The organism is Spirosoma endophyticum (assembly GCF_900112365.1).
Lineage (GTDB): Bacteria > Bacteroidota > Bacteroidia > Cytophagales > Spirosomataceae > Spirosoma > Spirosoma endophyticum.
Map to the genome: position 1 here is coordinate 154,695 of NZ_FOLQ01000004.1, position 23,752 is coordinate 178,446.

Sequence of the window (23,752 nt, forward strand, 5' to 3'; positions counted from 1 at the left end):
TAGTTCGTTTACCACTAAACCTGTCAACAAAACTACTAGTCACGACAGCCACCTGAGTGTCAATCTAGGCCCACAAACGTATCAGATAGCCCACCAGCGTGTCAATTTAAGCCCACAAACGTATCAGATGGCCAAAGTCAGCAAATCAATCGTGACCCATACACGTAACAGTTGGCGATTCTACCCTTTTTTTTCGTCGCCCATAAACAGCGACGGTCGCTTCCCGCAGGAAGCGACCGTCGCGGAGACGTTCGGGTTTGACCCTACAGATAATCGGAGGGGAGCTTACCAAAGCGGTTTTTGAACGTACTGGAAAAGTGTTTGACCTGGCGCAACCCTACCTGTTGTGCCAGTGCCTTCACCGAGGCTACCTGCCGGTTTTCCAGCAGATGACGGGCGTGTTGCAATCGCGCTTCGGTAATGTATTGGGCGGGCGTCAGGCCCGTCAGCCGCTTCACTTCCCGGAACAGTGTGCTCCGGCTTACCGATAACGCATCGGCCAGTTGATCGGCCGTCAGATCAAACTGACTCAGTTGCTCCTGCGCCTGTCGCTCCAGTCGTTCCAGCCAGTTCATATCCACCCTCGACATGAGCGGAACCGGTTCCGGCTCATCGGCAGCGTCGATACCGACGGGTGCCAGCAATTGACGCTGCTGCAAATTCAAAAGCAGATTCGCTACGCGGGCCGTTAACTCATCTTCATCGAAAGGCTTCAGCAGGTAATCATCCACGCCCAGCCGTAGTGCCTGGAGTTTATCCACTTTATCGGCGCGGGCCGTCAGCATCACCACCGGGAGGTGTCGGTACGTATCACTACGTTTCAATGCTTCCAGCAATTGAAAGCCATCCATCACCGGCATCATCAGGTCGGAGATGATCAGCGAAGGTAGCATTGGTAACATAGCAAGCCGGTCGAGGGCTTCCCGTCCGTTCTGAACTGCCAGCACCGTATAGCTGGGCTGGAGAATTGCCGTCAGGTAGTGACGCAGACCAGGATCATCTTCTACCAGCAACAGCGTCGTCTTCCGATGGTCTGTGTGCGTAAGCAACGGCATGGATGGGCTGATGCCGGGCATTATGTCGGTCTCATCGGCTTCTTCAATGGGAACCAACGTAGCGATTCCTGGTATTACAGGGCGTTTAGGGATTTCCAGATAGAACGTAGTACCCTGCTGCCACTGGCTATCCACCCGTAATGTACCACCCAGCAATTTGGCAAACTCCGCCGACAGGGCCAGCCCAATACCCGTGCCACCTTCGCTCGGCGAACCGGGTTGCTTACTCTGAAAATAACGGTCGAATATATGCGGAAGATCATTCGGATAAATCCCCCGCCCTGTGTCACTTACTTCGATATGAATCTGGGTCGGCTGTTCGGTCACGCTTACCGTAATATGCCCATCCGACGGCGTAAATTTAAAGGCGTTGATCAGCAGATTATCGAGTATCTTCTGAAACTTATTGGCGTCCAGCTCAACTACCAGATCGGCATCTGCAATGTAATTCAACCGGAGCTGAACAGCAGCCTGATGGGCCAGCGAGTTAAAATTAGCCACGATCCGACTCATCAGCACACACAAATTCACCGGTTCGTTGGTCAATTCCAGCTTCCCGGCTTCGAGTTTCGTAAGGTCCATAATTTCGTTGACCAGATCGAGCAATCGACGGGCGTTTTGTTGCGCTGTCCGGAGAAGTTCGCTACTACGTTCGTCGGTCGGTGCTTGCTTGAGCAAACTACCCAACGGCGCCAGAATTAAGGTCAACGGTGTACGTAGCTCATGCGATACGTTGGCAAAGAACTGGCTTTTCAAAGCATCGACCTGACGCAACTGGTCAGCCTGTGCCTCGGTCAGTACCATCTGCCGACGAACGGCCCGCTGGCTTTTATTCTGAAAATACAGCGCCACCCCAGTCGTTACCAGCAGAAGCGTTACCAGCGCAATAACGATGATCAGATAGGTATGCTCCTGTTCATGCTGCTTCAGCAATAAATCCTGCTCTTCGGTATGAAAAATAGCTTCCCATTGCGAAAGTGCAGCCGCATTCTGGGTCTGATAGCGACGGCTCACATTTTGGTATTCCTTTTCCAGGTAGGCTAAAGCACCGGCCTTATCGCCGTTTTTTTTAGCGAGCTGGTACCAGATCAGCGCTATCGACTCCGAGTAGGATCGATGCGGAGCCAAAACTCGGTCGAGCGAATCGATTTGACTGGCGATGTGCGTTGCTTCTTTAATGCGGTTATTGGCTATAAGCAACTCAAACAAATCATGGTATATGTACTCCAGGTACAGCGTTTCGCCCGTTAACGTAGAGTATTGCAGACTTTTCTGTAACAGTAATTCCTTCTGAGCGGCTAAATGGTTCGGCAAATAATGACTGGCGACGATCATCAACCGGGCTTTTATCCGGGGCTGGCCCTTAGCCAATGGAAGTAGCTGAAGCATATACGTGATACACTTGTCGATTCGACCGGCATCCTCATAATTAAACGCCAACGCCAGGGTTTCCTGCGCCATCAATACGGTATCCCGCCGGGCAATGCCAATTTTCAGCGCAGCCAGATGATAGGGTACGGCTTTGAGCGATGCCCCGAAATAAATTCGTCGATTGATTACCCCCAGCAACGAAAGGGCATTAGCTTCCAGATACGGATCGTGTTGCTTACGGGACAAATCCAGCGCTTGATTGAGCAGCGAGTAGGCCAGTGAAAAATTCGTTTCCTGGCCAAACAGCGCACGTGCCTGAACAAGTTTGGCCCAGCCTTGCAGGGTTTGCAGGGAATCGGCGAGCCGAACAGCCTGCTGACCGTACCGCCGGGCGGTGCTGTATTCACTACGAATGACGTAATAGGAAGCCCGCAAAATCAATCCTGACACATAACGGGCATCGTGTGTATTTCCTGCCTGTGCTTCCAGGGAACGTAGTTGCTGTTCATTACAGGTAGGCGTTGCTTTGAGTTGGGCTTGCAATGCAGGATACAGTCCGTGTTGAGTATTCGATTGGTTGCTCCGGTTTGGCCCGGATAGACAGGGCAGATCCGTTGGTGGTATCTCCTGCTGACACCAGTTGATTAACTGCTCAATTTTCCTGGGATCAGCCGGATATTGTTTCTTCGGTGTTACCGCCGACCAAAAGTTAGCCAGGCTGTCGGTAGTTGGCTGAGCCTGTATGGTAGATACTAATAAAGATAAACAAATCAGTAAAAAGAGGATACGCATCCTGGGATTGAGCAATATTCCAACAAATAGACTTTGCGAAGAAAGGTGTTAAAGTTACTGATTTGTTTGAAATATACAGGCGACTATTATTCAGGTATACTATCAGAATAAATCTATACCAGAAGTAGCTTTCTTTTTTAATTTACCCGACTTTTAACGTCTCAGGTTGATTCACTACGTTCAATTTAAACACATCTGGGCGAGCATAGTGGCCTACGCAATCAAAGTCCATTTTGCTTTTGATCAGCACCGAAAAATCCAGTTCGGCGGTGAGTAATCCTTCCTGATTCCAGAGCGGTCCGGCCAGCACCTCCCCCATCGGCGAAATAATAACGCTGCCACCCGCACTCATAATGTCGGGTTCGTTCAGAAGATCATCCTGGTATTTTTCGGGGTAATCGGCTTTGCGAACGTACTGATTACTGGCCAGCACAAAGCACCGCCCTTCCAGCGCGATGTGCTGCATGGTCGATTGCCAGGTTTCGCGGGCGTCGGCGGTTGGCGCCAGGTAAATCTCGATTCCCTTCTGATACAGGGCCGTTCGGGCGAGGGGCATGTAATTTTCCCAGCAGATCAGGCCGCCAACTTTGCCCAGTTCGGTGTCGAAACTAACGAGCGAACTACCATCGCTTTCGCCCCAGATGTAGCGTTCCAGACCCGTCGGTTTTAGTTTCCGGTGTTTACCCAACAACGTACCATCTTTGCCGAAATAGAGCAGCGAGCAATGCAGTGACCCACCAGTTGGGTCTCGTTCCGTAACGCCAAGGGCCACGACTATTCCCGCTTTTTTTACAGCTTCACGAATTCGATTGAAGGCATCGGCCCCCACTTCAATACTATTCGACCAATAGTCCAGCCACGTGCTACGTCCTTTATCGGTACGTCGGCCAATAACGGCGTCGAAGGTTAATCCTCGTGGGTAACAGGGGATGAATGATTCCGGAAAAAGTAAAAGCTCGCAACCTTCACTGACGCCTTTCTTAATCCAGTCAATAACCAGATCGACACTCCTTTCCAGATCAAACAGTGCAGGTGTGGCCTGCACCACACCCACCTTGACACATTTATGAATCATAGAGATATCTTGGGTAGTTTTTTGAACACAGAGCCACAGAGAACACAGAGTAAAAATTGCTGGTTTTCATTTTCACTCTGTGTTCTCTGTGACTCTGTGTTCAAAAATTCTGTTTCAGTGGCGCATGCGCTTTTTTCTGGAAGCTGTAGATCAGGTAGAACAGCGCGGGCAGAATGAAGACGCTTCCCAGCAATAAGGCCGTGCCAAGCGACTCAATCGTTTTGTCGTGGCCCCGGTGTTCCAGCAAGGAAAGGTAGCCCCCATTTTTGAGCAAAACGATATTCGGAAAATGATGGATTGTCGTGACCAGCAAAATCATCGTGATCTGAAATCCCGCCAGCACCCGCACGATGTAGCGCTTACCCTTCACCAATAAATACCACATGAGCACCAGCGACAACGTAGCGGCCGAGATCGCCGTAAGACCAATCCAGTTGCCAAACACCCAGTTGAACAAGGGGATACCTTCCGCGTAGGCCGCGACGAACACCAGTGCTCCGCAACCGACAGCCGCCAGATTCATGAAGCGCGCTTTCCGCATAAATCGCTGACGTTCGCCATGACTAGCGGTTTCGCCGATCAGGTAAATAGCGGCCAGATACCCACAGATCGTGACCGTGAATAAGCCAACGGACACCGAAAACCAATCCAGCCAGCTGTAGACGTACGCGTCCAGAAACGTAGTGGCCATTGGGTCGATATGGCTTGAAACCGAGCTTCCGGCGATGATGCCCAGAAATAGGGGCGTAATGAAGCTGGAGTAGACAAAAATACGGTTGTAGAGCCCCTGCATATCGTCGACAACGGCGTCGTAATGCCGGAAGGCAAAAGCCGTTCCTCTGGCGATAATTCCCAACAACATGATGGTCAGGGGAATATGCAGATAGACTGACATGGTAGCGTAGATAGCCGGGAAACCTACAAACAGAATGACGACCGTGATAATGAGCCACATATGATTGGCTTCCCAGATGGGACCAATGGCCCGATAAAGGGTTTTCTGGGTGCGGCTCTGATTCGCTTCGGACGTAAAAAATTCAATGATACCTGCGCCAAAATCAGCACCACCCAGTAGCAGATACAATAAAATGGCGGCCCATAAATACCCGATGACAACGTATAACATAGCTTTAGTGAACTAGTTGGTTGGACGTAGCGGGCAAGTCATACAGTTTTCCGACCATTCGAATTTGGCGGTATAACATGAAAATAACCACCAGCGCCAGCGATACGTAGACGCCCGTGTAGAGGTAAAACGAGTAAATAATTCCCGGCATCGGCGTGACGGCATCAGCGGTTCGCATGATCCCCTGAATAATCCAGGGCTGGCGGCCGACTTCGGTAACTGTCCAGCCGGCCTCAACGGCAATAAACCCGGCCGGTGTGGCAACGGCGAACAGGTTGAGCAGCCAACGACTACTAAGCCAGTTACGATATTTCCACAACGCCAGAAAATAGAGGCCTGATAGGGCCATCATCAGCATACCCAACCCAACCATTATCTGAAAAGCGTAGTGCGTAATGGCGATCGGGGGTTGATTTTGAATTGGAATCTGATCGAGTCCGGTTACTTCGGCATCGAAATTTCCATGCGCCATAAAGCTCAACAAACCGGGTAATTTCAACCCATAATCCACCCGTTTATTTTTGGTATCGGGAATACCTCCGATCAGCAGCGACGCCGATTTTTCGGTATGAAAGTGCGCTTCCATAGCCGCCAGCTTAGCGGGTTGGGTTCGTGCTACGTACTTCGCCGACAGGTCACCGCTTAGTGGTTGCAACAGAGCCGCTATACACCCGAACACGGCGGCTATCTTGAAGGATTTTGTGTGGAACTCGACATTTTTATGTTTCAAAATCATGATCGCATGAACACCCGCTACCGCAAAACCCGTAGCGGCAAACGCTGCAATGGACATGTGCAACGCCTGCGAGAACCAGGCATCGTTGAACATGGCTTTGATCGGATCGATGTTGATATACTGCCCGTTCACGTAGTCGAAACCCGACGGGCTATTCATCCAGGCGTTGGCGGCTACCACCAGAATACCTGATACTAGTCCGCTAATGCCGACAATGACGCCCGTAACCCAGTGAAACCAGGGGTTGAAGCGATCCCAGCCATAGAGGAAAAAACCCAGCGCAATGGCCTCAATAAAAAAAGCCGTTCCTTCCAGCGAGAAAGGCATACCAAAAATAGGCCCCGCATGATTCATAAATTTGGGCCAGAGCAGGCCCAGCTCAAAAGATAGAACCGTGCCGGATACCGCGCCGGTGGCAAAGAAAATAGCGACGCCCTGGCTCCATGCTTTTGTTACGTTTTTATAAACTATTTTATTGGTTTTGAGCCAGTACCAATGCGATACGGCCATAAAAAACGGCATGACCATGCCAATGCAGGAAAAAATGATGTGAAAGCCCAGCGATAGGGCCATCTGAGACCGTGCAGCTATAAAATCATCCATTGTAAAACCCGATTATCAGGTGATTACGCCCCTGTCTATCTGCTACGTTCGTGTGCAGAACAGGGTCCACAAATCTACTGGTTGGCAGGTTACCATAAAACCACAATTCTACACTTCTATAGGACAAACCAATGGTTTTGCGTTGATTTGGCGCGGGTTTTCAGCGCACTCTCAACAAGGCTTGCCCAACGTTCAGCTCATGTCAGCAAAGGTCCCGGTTTATCAACTTCAGGCGTTTCCCCGGCACCAGCCCAACGCGCCTTTTTACATGACCCGGCTGGAAAAACTGGTGCAGGAGTTCAAGGGCATCGACAAGCCGCATTCGCATACGTTCTACCTGATCATGTGGCTCAGCCAGGGAAGCGGCACGCACACCATTGACTTCAAAACGTACGATATACAGCCTCATCAACTGTATTTCCTGACGCCGGGGCAGGTGCATAGCTGGAATCTTTCCGCCGATGCGCAGGGATATAATTTATTTTTTGATGCCCCTTTTTTCCACAACCGACTCGGGCACCGACTCTATCAATATCCTTTTTTTCACTCGCATCAACATTTACCGCTATTGGAAGCGGGCAGCCAGGAAAAGTTGTTCAGCGATTTGTTTGCCTATGCTTACGCGGAGTATGAACAGGATCAACCGAATCGGGCAGACGTATTTCAGTCGTTTGTGCACATCATTCTGGAAACCGCCAACCGACTGTATAGTGAACCCCGGATTCTGACCGAACGACAATTGTATGATCGAATCCGGCAATATGAAGAACTGCTGGAAGGGCAGTTTTTAACAGTTCGGGAGGTAAGCACCTATGCCGAACAAATGAACCTGACACCGAATTACCTCAATCATATCTGCAAAAAAGTACTGGGTAAAACGGCCAGTCAATTGCTCCACGAACGTATCGTTATTGAAGCGCAGCGTTTATTGACGCACACGGCCCAGTCGGTGAAAGAAATTGGCTTTCAGTTAGGTTTCGAAGACTCGTCTTATTTCGTTCGCTTCTTTAAACGGCACACGGGCCAGACGCCCGCGGAATTCCGGCAGACACTTTAGCCGTATTTCTCCTGACCAAGTTCTTCAACGGCCACTGATCGCGCGTTTTCTTAGCACGAAAACATGTAGGCTCACGGTCAGGTGCATCCCTCCATTTCTATATAAATCCATCCATCAGATCACCTTACTCACAGGCTTATTTTCGATAACTTTCTGCTTTTTATATAGTTCTTACAAGCATAACTAACAACTCAATGTAATATGGAAACGCAGCAACGATTGACGGGAAAGAAGGTGGCGATTCTGCTAACCGATGGATTTGAACAGGTCGAAATGACGGAACCACGTCAGGCGCTGGATGATGCAGGTGCTACTACGCACCTGATTGGCTTGAAAGGTGGCGAAGTGAAAGGCTGGGATGAAACGGACTGGGGCGATACGTTCCCGGTTGATCTGCCCATTGCCGGAGCCGACCCAAATCAGTATGATGCTCTACTATTACCGGGTGGCGTCATGAACCCCGATAAGCTCCGAATGGACCCAAAAGCCGTGCAGTTTGTCCGGCACTTTTTTGAAGCCCATAAGCCGGTAGCCGCTATCTGCCACGCGCCGACATTGCTTATTGAAGCCGATGTGGTTAAAGGTCGGAAGTTGACCTCCTACCCATCAATTCAGACTGACCTTCGCAATGCAGGTGCTAACTGGGTAGACGAAGAAGTGGTGACGGACCAGGGCTTGGTAACCAGTCGCAAGCCCGACGATATACCGGCCTTCAATCGGAAAATGATTGAAGAAATCCGGGAAGGAAAACACGAGCGGCAACATGCCTAAACTCATATAACAAAAAAGGCCGATCCAGCAGGGTCGGTCTTTTTTGTTACGAAACTTCCGTCGAGCATCGCACCACAGTTCTCAACGAATTGCCTGTTTTTCAGCTACCAAATACATCTGTTGATCCCCCAGTTGATAATCCAGCTTTTCCGTCGAGTTATAGACGGCAATCGTTCGCAATCCATAGCGGGCCAGCAAACGTTTTATTTCGGAAAGCGTATATACGTGGTGCTTGAAGGAGTGCGTTTCTGACCGGCCTCCCTTTGTGTACGTAAGCTCAGTCGCCATGTAACTCTCACCCACCACGTAGGCATTTCGGATATCCATGATCAAGTCGCCGAGCACGTAGTGGCCTGTTTTTGGAAAATTGGGTAAAATACTCTCCGCCACCATACCCGAATTGATGACAAAGCGGGCACCCGGTGTCAAGGCGTCTGATACGTTCTTTACAAAAGCAGTTATTCCCGCATAATCGACATAGCCAAAGCTGTTTCCCAGGCAATAAGCGCCATCGAAAAAGCGCTCAAGTTTAGTGGTTAATATGTCCCCCAGAATCACCTGAACAGGGAGATGTTCTGCTTCAACCTGCTCGTTTAGCTTTTGAATATAGTCAGCCGAAATATCGATGCCCGTCATAGTGAAACCTCGTTTTGCCAACTCAAGTGTGTGCCGCCCAAAGCCACAGGGAACATCCAGAATGTGGTCGCCGGGTTTGATTGTCAACGTATCAATCAGGAAATCAACTTCCTGTTGGGTCCATTCGGTCGTAGTTGCTTTTTCCCACATCTCGCAGTTCAGGCCGGAGAAAAAATCAACGTACCACTCGTTATTAATATCAATAGTCATTGTCTGAAAGTTTTTGTGTAAATGTTCTGGTAGTCCAACCGCCGACGTGTCGGACCACCTGGTCGGTCGTGAGGGCAATTCATCTGGCGGCTAATGAGTAGCCATGATCGCTACGTCGTGTTCAGCTATGACTGAACCTGGCGGAGGAGTAAAAGTGGACAAATCACCGCCAGCCGGAAAGTTGAAACGTAGCGAATCAGCCGAGCCGTTTCCGGCCGATCAGTTGGGGAGAATAGAGCCGCAAAAGCGGTCGTTCCACGTGGGGTTCTTACAGGATGGCAGACACCGGCATCAGCATTTGAGTGCAGGATAAAAATACGCAAATGGCTGAGATAAAGTCAACGCTCATTGAGCCAACGGTAAATATCGTCTTTCAAAACCTTCTTCTAACAAACCCAATATAACACTATGGCTCTCAAACATTTGAACGTAGCCGTGCCGGACGTAGCACAAACCAGCGTTTTTTTCGAAACCTATTTTGGGTTTCGCTCTCTGGAAGTCAAAGGCGACAATGTCATTGCCATTCTGGAGGATAATGATGGCTTCACGTTGAGTATCAGCAATTTCACGAGAACCGAAACGCCCCACTATCCAACTGATTTTCACGTGGGTTTCGTGCAGGAATCACCCGAACAGGTTATGGCAATTTATGAAACTATGAAAGCCGATGGCATTGATGTTGGCAAAGAACCGCGTACCTACGGTGGCCGGGGAACGATGTCGTTCTACGTAACGGCACCCGGCAATTTTCTGGTCGAGGTGTTGTGTATTCTATAAGTGACCATTCGCTCAATAGCGTAATGACATAAGCTGATCGTCGAGTAGTTTTGGCAAGCCAGGTAGTTAACCAAAACTTAACCAAAACTCACCCATATCATGACCCACCTCGACCAACTTCTAGACGACGTAGCATCAGCCCGGAAGCGTTACACCAGCGCTGTAGAATCCCTCACCGACGAGCAGGGCTACTGGAAACCATCGCCCGATACATGGAGTGTCGTCGAGAATACCGAACACCTTTATTGGGCTGAGCATGGCGGCATTTGGGGGATGTGGCGGGCGCTACTTGCTAAGCAAAATGGCAAACCAGTTTGGGAGGGCGAGTTGATTCACAAAGGCTTACCGATCGAGACAATTATTGACCATACCTGGCAGTCCAAAGAAATCGTACCCGCCAGTGCCGCTCCCCGAATGGGTGGACCGCTTGCCTTCTGGCTATCGGCTTTCAACAGTCTGCAACAACCGCTGCACGATTTGGCAATTGCGCTGGCCAATGAAGATCACGAAACCATCATTCATCCGCATCCTATTTCGGGCCCATTAGATATCTGGCAACGCTACGAATTCCTGCGCTTCCACATTGACCGACACCGAAATCAGGTGCTGGACTTGATGTAATAAATACCTATGTCCAAACCTAACAACGGACTACTGTAAATCCCGGCGGGGAACCGCAAAAACCGTAAACCGACTCTATACCTCCTCCGTTTGCAACTGTTTTTCGTACAGTTCGCGGTAGGCACCATTTTTGGCGAGGAGTTCCTGCTGTGTGCCCTCTTCGATAATTTCGCCCTCGTCGAGCATGATGATGTAATTGGCGAGTTTGGCAGAGGAAACGCGGTGTGAAATCACGACCGACGTGCGGTCAGCCATGATGCGCTGGAGGTTATTGAGAATGATGTTTTCCGTATTGGTGTCCACCGCCGACAGGCAGTCGTCCAGGATCAGAATCTTAGGGTCGCGGGCGATGGCGCGGGCAATGCTTAAGCGCTGCTTCTGTCCACCCGACAACGTAACGCCCCGTTCGCCCACGCGGGTTTCGAACTGTTCCGGAAAACCCAGTACGTTCTGATACAAGTCGGCGTCACGGATGGCCTGATCCACGCGCTCCTGCGGCAGGTCGGGTTTGCCAAAGCGAACGTTGTTGCTGATGGTTTCCGAGAACAGGAATACATCCTGCGGTACGTAGCCCATTTGTTCGCGCAAGGCAGTCAGGTTGTAGTCTTTAATCGGGATACCATCGACCAGAATTTCACCGGACGATACGTCGTACATCCGCGTCAGCAGATTGGCCAGTGTACTCTTGCCGGAACCCGTTGTTCCCAGAATCGCGACCGTTTCACCCGCTCGAACGCGCATCGAAAAATCCTTGATGGCAATTATTCCTGAATCCGGATAAACGAATCGGACGTTTCTAAACTCCACAGCCCCCTGAATGGTATGCTGGATGTTTTTCTGCGACACAATATCCGTTTTGATATTCAGGAATTCGTTGATCCGTTGTTGTGACGCAGCCGCCCGCTGGGTTTGGCTCGTGGTCCAGCCGAGGGCCATAACCGGCCACGTCAGCATGTTTACGTATAGAATGAATTCCGTAATGTTACCGGGCGTCAGACGACCGGCCAGAATTTCCTGCCCACCCACGAAGATAACCAGTACGTTGCTCAAGCCCACCAGGATGGCAACAATCGGAAAAAACAACGAATCGACCCGTGTCAGACTCAACGACTTGCTCCGGTATTCATCGCTTTCAATCTCGAATTTAGCCGCCGAATTATTCTCCTGTACGAATGCCTTCAGAACGCGAATTCCCGAGAAAGCTTCCTGAACATACGTAGACAGTCGCGATAAACTCCGCTGAATCTCTTCGGACCGCTGAATGATAATGTTGTTGACAATGTAAATAGCTACCGATAGGATCGGCAAGGGCAGCAAGACATACAGCGACAGTCGGGCGTTGATGCTAACCATGTAGCTGATAACCAGGATAAACAGCACAATCAGGTTCAGACCATACATAATACTCGGCCCAACGTACATGCGCACTTTGCTGACATCTTCCGATATCCGGGCCATCAAATCGCCGGTGTTGTGCTGGCGGTAGAAACTAAGCGGTAAGGTTTGGTAGTGATTGTAAATCTCGTTTTTCAGGTCGTATTCAACGTGTCGCGACATAACGATTAGCGTTTGCCGGACCAGAAACAGAAAGAAGCCTTTTAGTAACGCCAGCACGAGCGTCAGTACGCCAAACAGCAGAATACTGAAGGCGAATACGTCGTACAGATCCGATTGCAGCGGTGATTTATCGTATAGATAATAAACGTCCAGTGTTTCCCGTACCAGATCAAGTGCGTACCGTACTAACTGGGCCGGGAAAATGCCGAAGAGGTTGGAGATAGCCGTAAAAAGCGTCCCCAAAATCAGGTACCATTTGTACTTAAGTAAATATTTATTGAGATAGGAAAGTGCTTTCACAGGACAACCAACAGCGTTTCATTCCTAACGGCCTGAGTTATTGAAAAGTTGCAGAAGTTCAGGGGGCATGGCGCATGGGGCCAGGAGCGCGGTGCATCGAATGCACTAGAAGTTAGGCCTGTTTCATACCATGTACCTTGCCTCGTGCCCCCTACTCCTTGCCTTTTCACGAAAAAAGCCGTACTTTTGCACCCGATTTAAGCAGTTCTTTTCTTACTGGTAGCTATTAGACTTAGGCGGGATGCTCAACAGGCGATTACTCCGAATAAAGGTCATGCAGGCGTTATATGCGCTTCGACAGGCCGAATTTTCCAATCAACAACTAGCCATCGACGGCATCAATGACCTTTTCCAACCCGACCTAAACTCGATGTTGCCTCAGGATAAACGGCAACTCGAAGGCTACCGAAAACTCGCAGGTTTACTCTTCGAGGAAGCTATAAAATCCAATCAGCCCGCAAAGGATGAAGATGCCCCAACTAAGGTACTCAAAGCCGCCAACGATGGGTTTATTTTCTACCAAAGTCGCTCAAAAAAAGATCGTCAGCACCTCGCTCAAATGCTCATTAAGCAGGTGAATAGCATTTATGACGATTACCTGCGCGTTCTTCTCCTGTTGATTGAACTCGGTCACGCGGCCAGTATTGACAGCGAACGCAAGCACCGAAACGTTGACGAAGCCCCCTTTCCATTCGAGTCGACCCTGAACGATAACAGCGTCATAAAGGCCCTGGCCGATCATCAGCCTTTGCAGAATGAAGCGCTCCGGCATAACATTTCCTGGGTCGACGAATTAGGGTTCGTCCGGAAGGCCCTACGTGAAGTGCTGAAAACGGATGAAACCTACCGTGCCTATTGTGAGCAGCAAACGCATACGGCCGATGAAGACCAGGCATTAATTCAATACGTATTGCGGACACTGGTATTCAAGCACGAGGGCATTCGCGACCAGTTAGCTGAAATTGACCTGAGCTGGGCCGAGAATAGTGAAGTAGTACGTGGCCTGGCGATTCGAACGCTCAAGTCGGTTCAAGGTCCAACGGGTTTGCAACTCGAACCACTAACGGACGATTGGGAGGAAGACGAATTGTTTTTGAATACGTTATTCGAGAAATCGTTTGAAAACGACGCTGAGTATGAGCAGTTACTGGCCGATCAGCTTCAGAACTGGGATGTAGAACGGGTAGCGATGCTCGACAAAATCATCCTGAAGTTAGCCGTTTGCGAGTTGCTCAGTTTTCCAAACATTCCGGTCAAAGTAACGATTAATGAATATATCGAACTGGCAAAAGCGTACAGTACGCCCAAAAGCGGTAAGTTTGTCAACGGAATCCTGGATAATCTTTCCGAAAAGCTGATGGCTTCCGGGCGTTTGCGCAAGAGCGGGCGCGGGTTACTGGACAATAAATAAAAGGGTTTACAGTTTACGGTTCACAGTGGCTTACGTACGATATTTACTGAGCGTCAGCCATCATAAACCGTACATTATAACCACAAACATTAAAGAGATGAGCAGAATTGGCCGTGATTTAACCTTTTTGCTAACTGGCATAGCTGCCGGTTCCCTTTTTGGACTGCTGTATGCCCCCGATAAGGGCAAAATTACCCGTGATCGGTTGTCATTCCGGTTATCGAAATACAGAGAGCAAATTAACCAGTTGCTAACCGATTTAAGCAACTCTACGGATTTACCCGAAAATTCATCAAAAAATGAAGGACAACGGGTTGTAAACGACGCTCGCGAAAAAGCAGAAAAACTGCTGGAAGATGTAGATCGGCTGATGGCCCAGATCAAGCAACAGAACGCGTAAAAGCGTATTGGTTTACAGTATTCGGTTTACGGTGGGCTGGCACATCACTAACCGTATCGACAGACTGCCGTAAACCGAATACTGTAAACCATAAATCATACCCCGTTAATGTACCTCAGACGTTACTTGCTTGTGGTGGCCGTTGCTGCCATAAGTGTTGGGCAAATTAGCTGCGACAACCGGCGGCAGGGCGAATCGGCTCAGGCAACCGCATCGGCGAAAAGCCCAAAAATTAAATTTGATCAAGCAGGCATTTATGACTTCGGAACACTTACCGAAGGCGACACGGTTGAGCATGTTTTTTCGTTCACAAACACGGGCGAATTTCCACTGATTATCAATAACGTAACCGCTTCGTGCGGTTGCACCACGCCCGATTGGCCGCATGAGCCTGTGGCTCCAGGTACAAAATCGTCGGTACGTGTGCGTTTCAACAGCCGGGGCAAAAGTGGCGAGCAGAATAAAACCGTTACGATCTTCGCCAACACAGAACCGGCTATGACCGATCTGCAATTTAAGGCAATGGTAAACCCCAGAGCCAGTTCAACCAAAACGTCATAATATAGACCACCTATGTACTCCATTCTGTTACAGGCCGCAGCTGGCTCCAATACGTCAATGATTTATAATGTGCTGCTGTGGGTAGCCATCATCGGCGTTTTTTACTTCTTCATGATTCGTCCGCAACAGAAAAAGCAGAGGGACCAGAAGGGTTTTATCGAGAGCCTAAAGAAGGGTGATAATGTCGTTACCATTGGCGGTTTACACGGTCGCATTGCTTCCGTAGAAGCAACCACGATTACGCTTGAAGTAGATCGGGGCGTGAAAATGACCTTCGAAAAATCATCTATCTCGCGTGAAGCGACCATTAAACCGGCCGTTGAAGAAGAGAAAAAATAAGCTTTCCTGTTTCAGCCAGGCTACCAGGCCGTGTCAAGTTCACTAGTTTCGGATTGATCCGCAGTACCCAACTCGACCCAGCCTGTCGCCTGGCTTAACCATTTTCTATTGACCTTAAATCCTCAGTACGCCTTTCTTTGTGAACACGCATGCCCAAAATGACCGTCCGTTTCAGCCAACCAAGCTTCTGCTTTGTTTAGGAGCCGCTACGCTGTTCTGGTTTTTGAGCGCGCTTAACAAACCGGGTTACACGCTCAATGTCGAGTATCCGGTACGGTTTGTTTATAATGACTCTTTGTTCATTCCCACCTCTCCTCTGCCACGTACGGTGCAGGTTAATGTATCGAGTGATGGGTGGGGCTTGCTTCGTCATGCCTGGTTGCCTTTCCGGGTCGATCCAGTGAGCTATGTTGTAAAAGATCCGCTTCATGCTACGGTCATTAATACGACTTCGCTGACAGCCGCCCTGGCTGAACACGTCAAAAAACTGCACATCAACTACGTGGTTGCCGATACGGTCGACATTCGTTTCGATCGCCGTCAAAAAAAAACGATTCGCCTGATGCCCGATAGTCTACACATCAATCTGGCTCCCCGTTTCGTCGTGTCGAGTGTTATCAATCTCACGCCTGACAGCATTCTGGTCGACGGTCCGGAAAAACTGGTACGTGGATTAGGGGATACCCTGCTGGTGACGATTCCAGGCAAGCGTATTGCCGATAACTACGACAATGAGATTATTTTAAATCATTTCCGCCATCCACTTCTACGCACCAGTGCCGATCGCGTTATTGTGAGCTTTGAAGTGGGCGAATTGTTATCACCACCAACTGATGGCGAAAGAGTGAAGGAGTGAAAGAGCGTGATCAAACTGCTGAATCGAACAGCTAGCACGCTCTTTCACTCTTTCACTCTTTCACTCTTTTATCCATGAAACATCCCCTCCAGATTGGTGTAACAGGTGGCATTGGCTCTGGAAAAAGCATTGTCTGCCAGGTGTTTCGGGCAATGGGTATTCCGATTTATGAAGCTGACGAACGGGCTAAATGGCTCACCGAACACGATCCAATTCTGAAAGCCGACATCATCCGCGTGCTAGGACGTAATGCCTATGAACTAGGACATTATAACCGGGCCTGGGTAGCCTCGCAGGTGTTTAGCAATCCAGAATTATTAAGCCAACTCAATGCCGTTATTCATCCCCGCGTGCTTAGCGATACCGAAATGTGGGTTAGCCAGCAGCTTGGCAAGCCCTATGTCATTAAAGAAGCCGCACTGATGAAAGCCGCTGGCGATGGAAATTCACTCGATAAAGTCATTGTTGTGCAAGCGCCCATCGCCCTGCGAATCGAACGAATTCGTAAACGAGATCCGCACCGTTCCGAAGTTGAAATCCTGAATATTATTAACCGTCAAATAAGCGACGACGAGCGGCTACGTATCGCCGACTACGTACTGGAAAACGACGAAAGCCAGTTACTGGTCCCGCAGGTGGTTCGGCTGCATGAGGAATTTTTACAGCAACAGGCTTATTAATTTCACCATTGCTGTAATTTGGGCTATTAGACCTGAATAGCCCAATCAATGAAACAACTTTCCATCTTATTGGCTGCCTGTATCGGCAGCTTTCTGCTCGGTGCATTCATCACCAGCGACGAACCACAAAAACCCATAACGTCCAATATTGTGGACATAGCCTCGCGGGTTTTTGGTCTGGAATTTAGCCCCGCCGAGCGCGACTCCATGCTCGACAAACTCAATAATGCCCGTAAAGACTATGAGGTTCTTCGCACCATTGAGTTACCCAATAACATTGCGCCCGCGCTTTACTTCAATCCATTGCCAGACGGTTTCACCATACCCACTGGTACGTCGGTCTGCAAAGCGTCACCGCTGGGAAAAGTGAGTTTACCCGCGAATCGGGATGAATTAGCCTTTTACACGGTTGCGCAGTTGGGCGAGTTGATCCGAACCAAACAAATTTCGTCGGTCGATCTGACCCAGTTTTTCCTGAACCGGCTCAAAACGTACAACCCGAAATTACACTGCGTGATAACGATGACCGACGAGTTAGCACTGAGTCAGGCGAAACGCGCCGATGCTGAGTTAAAAGCAGGAAAATATCGGGGGCCTTTGCACGGCATTCCCTATGGCGCGAAAGATTTACTCGCCAAAACAGGCTATAAAACAACCTGGGGATCAGTTCCCTATAAAGACCAGACGATAAACTCAGACGCTACTGTTATTCAGAAACTCGAAGCCGCCGGGGCCGTGCTCTGCGCCAAAATGACGCTCGGCGAACTGGCCATGGGCGATGTCTGGTTTGGCGACATGACCCGAAATCCCTGGAAACCGGAAACTGGCTCCAGCGGTTCGTCGGCAGGGTCGGCGTCGAGCGTGTCGGCGGGTTTATTGCCGTTCGCCATCGGCACCGAAACGATGGGCTCAATCGTCTCACCATCAACCATTTGTGGCACAACCGGCCTGCGGCCAACCTTCGGACGCGTCAGCCGCCACGGCGCGATGGCGTTAAGCTGGAGTATGGACAAGATTGGCCCCATTACTCGCTCGGTCGAAGATTGTGCACTTGTTTTCAATGCTATATACGGTCCCGATGGCCATGACCCTACGGTTATAGTGGCTCCATTTCGCTACGTTCCGACGGCCTCGTTGAAAGGCATGCGGATCGGCTACGTTCGCAAAGGATTTGAAAGCAACTATCCGAATCGGGACAATGACTCATTATCGCTGCAAGTCCTTCGTAAACTGGGTGCCGAATTAGTCCCGTTTGATCTGCCAACGGGTGTACCGGCCAATCGCATTTCGTTCCTGCTGGGAGTTGAAGCAGCGGCCGCCTTCGATGAGCTGACGCGTTCTGGCCGCGATGATCAGATGGTACGTCAACTGAAAAACGCCTGGCCTAATTCATTCCGAGCGTCCCGATTCGTGCCAGCGGTCGAGTACATACAGGCTAACCGCGCCCGCACCAAACTGATTAATGAAATGGCCGCTCAGCTTAAAGCCGCCAAACTGGATGTATACGTATCACCTGCCTACGCGGGTGGCAACCTGACAATAACGAATCTGACGGGCCATCCATGCGTTGTGTTGCCCAATGGATTCAACAAGCAGAACCTGCCGACCAGCATCACGTTTATGGGTCAGTTATTTGAGGAAGGAAAAGTACTGGCTGTAGCCAAAGCCTATCAGGATGCTACCGACTGGCATAAGAAACATCCCACGCTTCAGTAAGATCGCCAAAGCAGATGAAGAAATTCGCCGATTTCTTCGTAAAGCAACCGCCCAACATAAAAACGTCCCGAAAGCTCAGAGCTTTCGGGACGTTTTTATGTTAACGACAAACACTCATAGGTTTTACCACAATTTTTCGGGATAAGCGCCTTCGTTGTGCAGTTGTTTGAGCGCGGCCTGCACTGTGGGTTTATCGTCCGGATACGTTACGCCAAACCAGGCCGAACGGCTACGGAATACTTTGCAATGACCCGTATCGGTTTCAATGAGATTGGTCATCACCGTTGGAATGTAGAATTCGGCTTTAGGCGAGTTGATATTCGCAATGGCGTAGCTCTCAAACTGTTTTTGAACCAGGGGAAAAACGCTCGGTTTGAAGCCCCAGAAATTCATGGAAACGGGCGTATCGGGTGCCAATGTCGTTAAATCTTCGCCTTCCTCAAAGACGATCTTAGGGGTACCGTTCTCTTTTTCGTAGATCTTTGTTCGTTCAATGACTGACACAAGATTTCCATTTTCAGCTACTTCACAAACGCCCCGCGATACAGAACCGTTTTCCGACAATGTGTTTTTGACTTCATAGCCAACCATGGCGTGAAGTTGATCATCCGTATCGGTTTTCAGAAAATCGCCAATTAACTGGAAGGCTTCAAGGCCATAAAAATCATCTGCATTGATAACAGCGAAAGGCGTATGCGTATGATTTTTAGCGCAAAGCATAGCGTGGCCCGTTCCCCAGGGTTTCTGCCGTTTCACCGCGCCTAACTCAGCCGGAACGAATGAACTGAGCGCCTGAATGGCGTAGTCGACTTCGATCTTTCCCGCCAGTTTCTCACCGAAAACGTCTTCAAAGTCCTGACGTAGTTCTTCCCGAATTATAAACACAACCTTGCCAAAGCCAGCCCGGATCGCGTCGAATAAAGAATAATCAATGATGGTTTCACCATTTGGTCCAAACTGGTCGAGTTGTTTGATACCACCGTATCGGCTGCCCATACCAGCGGCCAGAATCAAGAGAGTAGGTTGCATTTTAGTCGTTAGTCAATAGTTGCTGGCTGTACGTTGCAGCAGATAGTACGCTACAAACATTGCCCGGCAAACGTTGCGCGGCCAAAATTAGAAAAAAGGGGTGGTCTCTGCTATATATCCCCGTTGTAAACCCATTTTATCTGAAATAGCCCCTTTTAAACAAATTTTTTCTAAACAATATACAATTATCAACAGTTGTCGTTATAATTGTAAGCTCAACAATAGTTGTCTTAACAAATAATAGACTTCATTAACAAATGACTTGTTTTGGCCGACTGAAACTACTGGGCCGACCGGAACAGCCAACTCAAGCGTATGCCATTTTACCACACACTCGGCCAGATTCCACCCAAGCGCCATACGCAGTTTGAAAAACCAACTGACGGCAGTATTCAACCGGGTGGACGTAGTGGCAGCCCATTTTATTACGAGCAGTTGTTCGGAACAATTGGCTTCGAAGGCATGTCATCGTTGCTGTATCACATGCATCGCCCAACGATGGTGCGCGACGTGCTGGAGAGTGTGGACGTAACGCCGAAGCTGGCCGTCGCTAAAAATATGCTGTCGCGGAAACTGATCGGCTTTAATATCGAACCAGCCGATGATTTTCTGGATAGCCGGGTGCCGCTATTAGTCAATAACGACCTGATTTTTGGCCTGGCAGCCCCGCGTCAATCGTTGACGACGTATTTCTATAAAAATGCGGATGCCGACGAGATGCTGTTCGTGCATCGGGGTTCGGGTAAACTCAGGACGTTATTCGGTACGATTCCGTTTCAGTATGGCGATTACCTTATTATTCCGCGCGGGGTGATTTACCAGATCGAGTTTGATTCTTCAGATAATCGCAACGACGAACCACGCCTACTCTATGTCGAATCGCATTCACCGATTTACACCCCTAAACGCTATCGAAACCAGTTTGGCCAATTACTCGAACATTCGCCTTTTTGCGAACGCGACATCGTTCGTCCGCGTGATCTCGAAACGCATAACGAAACCGGTGACTTTCTGATAAAAATCAAAAAACAGGGCTCACTGCACTCACTTGTGTACGCATCGCATCCGTTCGACGTAGTAGGCTGGGATGGCTACAATTACCCGTATAGCTTCTCGATTTTTAACTTCGAGCCAATTACGGGCCGGGTGCATCAGCCGCCCCCGGTGCACCAGACCTTTCAGACCGACGCCTTTGTTGTGTGTTCGTTCGTGCCACGCCTGTACGACTATCATCCGAAGGCCATTCCGGCGCCTTACAATCACTCGAATATTGACTCCGACGAAGTCATTTACTACGTAGATGGCGATTTCATGAGTCGTAATGACATTGCGCCGGGCCATATTACGCTCCATCCGGGTGGCATTCCGCACGGACCCGCTCCGGGTGCTATGGAACGTAGCATTGGCAAAAAAGAAACGCAGGAATACGCCGTCATGGTCGACACATTTCGACCGCTGATGCTGACGGAACAAGCCGTAGCGCTGGATGATGGAAAGTATTATAAATCGTGGTTAGACCTGTAGAGACGCGACCCTTCGCGTCTCTATACAACATCAACAAACAAAATGGAAGCAGTAGCAACCCTATCACCAACCATTACAGATTTCCTGCCCCTCAACGGAACAGATTATCTTGAATTATATGTAGGAAATGCCCGGCAGTCGGCGCATTATTTCCAGACGGCTTTTGGGTTTCAGCCCATTGCACACGCGGGTCTGGCAACGGGTCTTCGCGACCGGGAATCGTATGTGCTGCAACAGGGAAAAATCCGGCTCATGCTCACTTCGCCCTTGCATAACGACTCGGCCATTGGGCAACATCTCGATAAGCACGGCGATGGTGTTAAGGTCGTAGCGTTGTGGGTAGACGATGCCCGACGCGCCTTTGAGGAGACCATGAACCGGGGGGCGAGCGCTTATATGGAGCCAACCCGCGAACAGGACGAACATGGCTACGTAGTGCGGTCGGGCATTCATACCTACGGCGACACGGTACATGTGTTTGTGGAACGCAATGATTATCAGGGCATTTTTCTGCCCGGTTATGAACCCTGGCATCCAGAATACAGACCGACTGACGCGGGGCTAAATTATGTAGATCACATGGTGGGTAACGTTGGCTGGCATGAAATGAACCAGTGGATGACATTTTATCACGACGTAATGGGTTTCCAGCAACTGGTTTCGTTCGATGATAAAGACATCTCGACCGATTATACGGCCCTAATGAGCAAAGTCATGAGCAATGGTAATGGGCGCGTGAAGTTTCCTATCAACGAACCGGCCGAAGGAAAGAAAAAGTCGCAGATTGAGGAATATCTGGATTTTTACGGCGGACCGGGCATCCAGCACATCGCCGTGGCAACCGACAACATTGTGGAAACCGTACTGACGCTACATAGTCGGGGCGTTGAATTTCTTACCGTACCTGATACGTACTACGCAAACCTGAGCGAACGCATTGGCCAGATTGATGAAGAAATAGACATGCTACGTCAGTTGGGTATCCTGGCCGACCGTGACGATGAAGGGTATCTGCTCCAGATTTTCACGAAACCAATTTGCCCGCGTCCCACCTTGTTTTTTGAGATCATTCAGCGCAAGGGTGCCCGTTCCTTCGGGAAGGGAAATTTTAAAGCCTTGTTTGAAGCCATCGAGCGCGAGCAGGCCTTACGGGGGACACTGTAATAATTGCGAAAGAGCGAGTGAGTGAAAGAGCGAAGTGCTGACGCAAGAACACTCATGGCCGATTCGCTCTTTCACTCACTCGCTCTTTCACTCTTTAAAAATGAACCAAACCTATTCAAAATACACACCCGACGATCAGGCTGTTTGGCAGATGCTGTTCGAGCGGCAGATGGCCCAGCTCCCCGGTAAAGCCAGCCAGGCGTATCTGGACGGCATTTCAGCCGCTGGCTTTCGAGATGACCATATTCCCGATTTTGAGCGGGATCTGAACCCACGTTTGAAACAATTGACGGGTTGGCGTGTGTGTGCGGTGGAGGGATTAATTCCAAACCGTGCCTTTTTCGAACTCATGGCCAATCGAAATTTTCCGGCCACAACCTGGCTACGTCGGCGCGATCAGTTGGATTACCTGCCGGAACCGGATATGTTTCATGACACGTTCGGGCACGTACCAATGCTATCAAATCAGGCATTCTGTGATTTCCTGGAAGCCCTGAGCCGGATCGCGCTGCACTATATCGAGTGCGACGAAGCCATTGCCATGCTTTCGCGGCTATATTGGTACACCGTTGAGTTCGGCCTGATTCAGGAGGGTAATCAATTGCGGATTTATGGCGGGGGAATTCTGTCGTCAGTCGGCGAAACGACCTACAGTCTGTTCAGTCCAGAACCGAAACGAACGCCTTATGCGGTGGAAACATTACTACAAACACCTTATATCATTGACCATTTTCAGGAGCAATACTTCGTCATCAAATCCTACGAGCAGCTATACCATTCAGTATCTCAGATTGAAGCCCCGCTGGAAAGCTTGTTAGTTAGTTAGAATGGCTAAATTTGTCAATCATTTACGCCTAACCGATTACGGCACTACCCGTCCGGTGCCCCTGACCAATGACGCATCCATCCGATACGCGTGCTTATTTTTTCAAGATTGACACGACGATCAAAAAAATTCGAAACGCGCTCCAGAAACAATTCATCGACTCGGGTTTTGACTTAACCGTGGACCAATGGGTTGTTATTGATCATCTCTACCGAAATCCCGGCATTAGCCAAAATACCATTTCGGACATGACCACGAAAGATGCACCAACGGTCACGCGGATTATTGATTTGCTTTGCCAGAAAGGTCTCACCGAACGGCGTATGGCCGATACGGACCGGCGTAAGTTTCTGGTCTACCTGACTGCGGCCGGTGAAACCAAATACGGCGAGGTGCTGCCAATCGTGTCGGCCATGCGACGCAAAGGTTGGGGTGACCTGAGCGACGATGATTATCAGCATTTTGTCCGGATCATGGACTCCATTTATAGCAATATCAGCAAGTAATTCCGGCTTCTGCATCCGCTTGCCAACTACAATCCACTACGTTTAACGCCTGC

General features: G+C 49.7%; 23 protein-coding genes. 16 read left to right on the forward strand and 7 right to left on the reverse strand.

From position 1 onward, the window contains the following. Positions 1-263 precede the first annotated feature (263 nt). The 4 genes from BM202_RS12590 to BM202_RS12605 all read right to left on the reverse strand — a co-directional run bounded on the left by BM202_RS12590 (position 264) and on the right by BM202_RS12605 (position 6,758). Positions 264-3,218 carry an ATP-binding protein gene (locus BM202_RS12590; protein ID WP_093826513.1) on the reverse strand — a complete coding sequence of 985 codons (2,955 nt, stop codon included), beginning with the start codon at positions 3,216-3,218 and terminating at the stop codon, positions 264-266. Between the two features lie 142 nt (positions 3,219-3,360). Next, the gene (locus tag BM202_RS12595; RefSeq protein WP_093826515.1) at positions 3,361-4,293 is read right to left on the reverse strand and encodes a carbon-nitrogen hydrolase family protein; all 933 of its coding nucleotides are present in this window, start codon (positions 4,291-4,293) and stop codon (positions 3,361-3,363) included. A gap of 100 nt (positions 4,294-4,393) precedes the next feature. Beyond that, positions 4,394-5,419: a cytochrome d ubiquinol oxidase subunit II gene (locus BM202_RS12600; protein ID WP_093826517.1), complete on the reverse strand. Its 1,026-nt coding sequence runs from the start codon at positions 5,417-5,419 to the stop codon at positions 4,394-4,396. Positions 5,420-5,423: 4 nt separating this feature from the next. Then, complete coding sequence (locus tag BM202_RS12605) at positions 5,424-6,758, reverse strand: cytochrome ubiquinol oxidase subunit I (protein ID WP_093826519.1); 1,335 nt, start codon at positions 6,756-6,758, stop codon at positions 5,424-5,426. A gap of 199 nt (positions 6,759-6,957) precedes the next feature. On the opposite strand from BM202_RS12605, the gene BM202_RS12610 reads away from it, so the two are divergent. After that, positions 6,958-7,815 carry a helix-turn-helix domain-containing protein gene (locus BM202_RS12610; protein ID WP_093826521.1) on the forward strand — a complete coding sequence of 286 codons (858 nt, stop codon included), beginning with the start codon at positions 6,958-6,960 and terminating at the stop codon, positions 7,813-7,815. 201 nt (positions 7,816-8,016) lie between these two features. Next, on the forward strand, positions 8,017-8,586 hold the full coding sequence (locus BM202_RS12615; protein WP_093826523.1) for a type 1 glutamine amidotransferase domain-containing protein: 570 nt from the start codon (positions 8,017-8,019) through the stop codon (positions 8,584-8,586). Positions 8,587-8,667: 81 nt separating this feature from the next. On the opposite strand, the gene BM202_RS12620 is transcribed toward BM202_RS12615, so the two are convergent. After that, positions 8,668-9,432, reverse strand: a complete 765-nt coding sequence (locus BM202_RS12620; RefSeq protein WP_093826525.1) for an SAM-dependent methyltransferase — start codon at positions 9,430-9,432, stop codon at positions 8,668-8,670. A 127-nt stretch (positions 9,433-9,559) separates the two neighbouring features. On the opposite strand from BM202_RS12620, the gene BM202_RS36655 reads away from it, so the two are divergent. The 3 genes from BM202_RS36655 (at position 9,560) to BM202_RS12630 (ending at position 10,830) form a co-directional block, all read left to right on the forward strand. Beyond that, positions 9,560-9,745: a hypothetical protein gene (locus BM202_RS36655; RefSeq protein ID WP_143100685.1), complete on the forward strand. Its 186-nt coding sequence runs from the start codon at positions 9,560-9,562 to the stop codon at positions 9,743-9,745. Between the two features lie 95 nt (positions 9,746-9,840). After that, positions 9,841-10,209, forward strand: coding sequence for a VOC family protein (locus tag BM202_RS12625; RefSeq protein WP_093826527.1), 369 nt, complete (start codon positions 9,841-9,843; stop codon positions 10,207-10,209). A gap of 99 nt (positions 10,210-10,308) precedes the next feature. After that, on the forward strand, positions 10,309-10,830 hold the full coding sequence (locus BM202_RS12630) for a DinB family protein (RefSeq protein WP_093826529.1): 522 nt from the start codon (positions 10,309-10,311) through the stop codon (positions 10,828-10,830). A gap of 75 nt (positions 10,831-10,905) precedes the next feature. Here BM202_RS12630 and BM202_RS12635 read toward each other — a convergent pair whose 3' ends face one another. After that, positions 10,906-12,687, reverse strand: a complete 1,782-nt coding sequence (locus BM202_RS12635) for an ABC transporter ATP-binding protein (protein ID WP_093826530.1) — start codon at positions 12,685-12,687, stop codon at positions 10,906-10,908. Positions 12,688-12,961: 274 nt separating this feature from the next. Here BM202_RS12635 and nusB point away from each other — a divergent pair, with 274 nt between their 5' ends. From nusB to BM202_RS12670, 7 genes are all read left to right on the forward strand, one after another. Continuing rightward, the gene (nusB, locus tag BM202_RS12640; RefSeq protein WP_093826532.1) at positions 12,962-14,098 is read left to right on the forward strand and encodes a transcription antitermination factor NusB; all 1,137 of its coding nucleotides are present in this window, start codon (positions 12,962-12,964) and stop codon (positions 14,096-14,098) included. Positions 14,099-14,195: 97 nt separating this feature from the next. After that, on the forward strand, positions 14,196-14,498 hold the full coding sequence (locus tag BM202_RS12645; RefSeq protein WP_093826534.1) for a YtxH domain-containing protein: 303 nt from the start codon (positions 14,196-14,198) through the stop codon (positions 14,496-14,498). Positions 14,499-14,606: 108 nt separating this feature from the next. Then, the gene (locus BM202_RS12650) at positions 14,607-15,059 is read left to right on the forward strand and encodes a DUF1573 domain-containing protein (protein WP_093826536.1); all 453 of its coding nucleotides are present in this window, start codon (positions 14,607-14,609) and stop codon (positions 15,057-15,059) included. 12 nt (positions 15,060-15,071) lie between these two features. Further along, positions 15,072-15,398, forward strand: a complete 327-nt coding sequence (yajC, locus tag BM202_RS12655; RefSeq protein WP_093826538.1) for a preprotein translocase subunit YajC — start codon at positions 15,072-15,074, stop codon at positions 15,396-15,398. A gap of 139 nt (positions 15,399-15,537) precedes the next feature. Next, positions 15,538-16,254 (forward strand): YbbR-like domain-containing protein, encoded by a 717-nt coding sequence (locus BM202_RS12660; RefSeq protein ID WP_093826540.1) that lies wholly within the window; start codon positions 15,538-15,540, stop codon positions 16,252-16,254. A gap of 74 nt (positions 16,255-16,328) precedes the next feature. Beyond that, complete coding sequence (gene coaE / locus BM202_RS12665) at positions 16,329-16,934, forward strand: dephospho-CoA kinase (protein ID WP_093826542.1); 606 nt, start codon at positions 16,329-16,331, stop codon at positions 16,932-16,934. A 48-nt stretch (positions 16,935-16,982) separates the two neighbouring features. Further along, positions 16,983-18,650 (forward strand): amidase, encoded by a 1,668-nt coding sequence (locus BM202_RS12670; protein ID WP_093826544.1) that lies wholly within the window; start codon positions 16,983-16,985, stop codon positions 18,648-18,650. Positions 18,651-18,773: 123 nt separating this feature from the next. Here BM202_RS12670 and BM202_RS12675 read toward each other — a convergent pair whose 3' ends face one another. After that, positions 18,774-19,679 (reverse strand): nucleotidyltransferase family protein, encoded by a 906-nt coding sequence (locus BM202_RS12675; RefSeq protein WP_093826546.1) that lies wholly within the window; start codon positions 19,677-19,679, stop codon positions 18,774-18,776. A 315-nt stretch (positions 19,680-19,994) separates the two neighbouring features. Between BM202_RS12675 and BM202_RS12680 the strand changes: the two genes are divergently transcribed. From BM202_RS12680 to BM202_RS12695, 4 genes are all read left to right on the forward strand, one after another. Beyond that, entirely contained in the window at positions 19,995-21,203 is a 1,209-nt protein-coding gene (locus tag BM202_RS12680; RefSeq protein ID WP_093826548.1) for a homogentisate 1,2-dioxygenase, read from the forward strand. A gap of 42 nt (positions 21,204-21,245) precedes the next feature. After that, positions 21,246-22,367 carry a 4-hydroxyphenylpyruvate dioxygenase gene (gene hppD, locus BM202_RS12685; protein ID WP_093826550.1) on the forward strand — a complete coding sequence of 374 codons (1,122 nt, stop codon included), beginning with the start codon at positions 21,246-21,248 and terminating at the stop codon, positions 22,365-22,367. A 61-nt stretch (positions 22,368-22,428) separates the two neighbouring features. Next, positions 22,429-23,193, forward strand: a complete 765-nt coding sequence (phhA, locus tag BM202_RS12690; protein WP_262507678.1) for a phenylalanine 4-monooxygenase — start codon at positions 22,429-22,431, stop codon at positions 23,191-23,193. Positions 23,194-23,261: 68 nt separating this feature from the next. After that, a complete protein-coding gene (locus BM202_RS12695) occupies positions 23,262-23,699 on the forward strand; it encodes a MarR family winged helix-turn-helix transcriptional regulator (protein ID WP_093826553.1) in 438 nt (145 codons plus the stop codon). The last annotated feature ends 53 nt before the right edge of the window (positions 23,700-23,752 follow it).